This window comes from Xanthobacter autotrophicus (assembly GCF_030015065.1).
In the GTDB taxonomy this organism is placed as follows: Bacteria; Pseudomonadota; Alphaproteobacteria; order Rhizobiales; family Xanthobacteraceae; genus Xanthobacter; species Xanthobacter autotrophicus_D.
Genome location: NZ_JAIVFN010000266.1, coordinates 1 through 1,263 on the forward strand (window position 1 = coordinate 1; position 1,263 = coordinate 1,263).

Here is a 1,263-nt window from a genome sequence, read left to right on the forward strand (position 1 = left end):
TGAGGTGGTCCCCGAAAATCGGACAGGGAGTTAAGCTTGGTTCGGCCTGACGGAAGGACGAGCCCGATGACCGGGAAGAGGAAGCGATATTCAGCTGAGTTCAAGGCGAAGGTGGCCCTGGAGGCGCTTCGCGGGGAGCAGACGGTGGCGCAGCTGGCGGCGAAGCATGGCCTCCACCAGACCATGATCAACGCCTGGAAGAAGCAGGCCGTCGAGGGGATGGCCACGGTGTTCTCCGGCAAGGCGGAAGCCGCCGACGCCGCCCGCGAGGGCGAGATCGACCAGCTCCATGCCAAGATCGGCCAACTGGTGGTGGAACGGGATTTTTTGCGTCGGGCCTCCGGTCGCTGAGCGTGGGGGCGAGACGCGACATGATCGAACCGGATCACCCTCAGTTGCCGATCACGCGCCAGTGCGCCCTGGTCGGCATCAGCCGGTCGGCCTTCTACGGCGGCCCGCGGACCGAAGGCCCCGAGACCCTCGCCGTCATGCGAGAGATCGACGGCCAGTTCCTCGAGACACCCTGGTACGGCTCGCGGCAGATGGTCCGCCATCTGCGCCGGCAGGGACATGAGGTCGGGCGCAAGCGCGTGCGGCGCCTCATGGCCCGCATGGGCCTGGCCGCCATCTACCAGCGGCCGAAGACGACAGTGCGGCACCCGCAGCACCGTGTCTTCCCCTATCTCCTGCGCACCCTGGCGATCGACAGGCCAGACCAGGTCTGGTGCGCCGACATCACCTACATCCCGATGCGGCGCGGGTTCCTGTACCTGGTCGCCATCATGGACTGGCACAGCCGCAGGGTTCTGTCCTGGCGGCTGTCCAACACCATGGAGGCCGATTTCTGCATCGAGGCATTGGAGGAGGCCTTGTCCCGGTTCGGGCGGCCGGGCATCTTCAACACCGACCAAGGCAGCCAGTTCACCAGCCCGCGCTTCACCCAGGTGCTGCTGGACGCCGGTGTGCGGATCTCCATGGATGGCCGCGGCCGATGGATGGACAATGTGTTCATTGAGCGCCTCTGGCGGTCGCTGAAATACGAGTGCATCTACCTCAACGCCTTCGAGACCGGGTCCGAGGCCCGGGCCGGGATCGGCAGGTGGGTCACCTACTATAATCGCACGAGGCCCCACTCGGCCCTCGGCGGCAGAACGCCGGAGGAGGTCCATACGGCCTGCGACGGCATCGACATGGCGGCGTAACGCACACCAGAACCAAGCTTAGCAAAGCCGCCAATCTGTCCGCCAAACCGGGACCACCTCA

General features: G+C 65.9%; 1 protein-coding gene. It reads left to right on the forward strand.

The annotated features are described in order from the left end of the window. Positions 1 to 66: 66 nt before the first annotated feature. Positions 67 to 1,202, forward strand: a protein-coding gene (locus tag K9U40_RS24880) for an IS3 family transposase (RefSeq protein WP_414114879.1) whose coding sequence is annotated in 2 segments (ribosomal slippage) — positions 67 to 322 and positions 322 to 1,202 — 1,137 coding nt in all. Because the reading frame shifts where the segments join, the coding sequence is not laid out codon by codon here. The last annotated feature ends 61 nt before the right edge of the window (positions 1,203 to 1,263 follow it).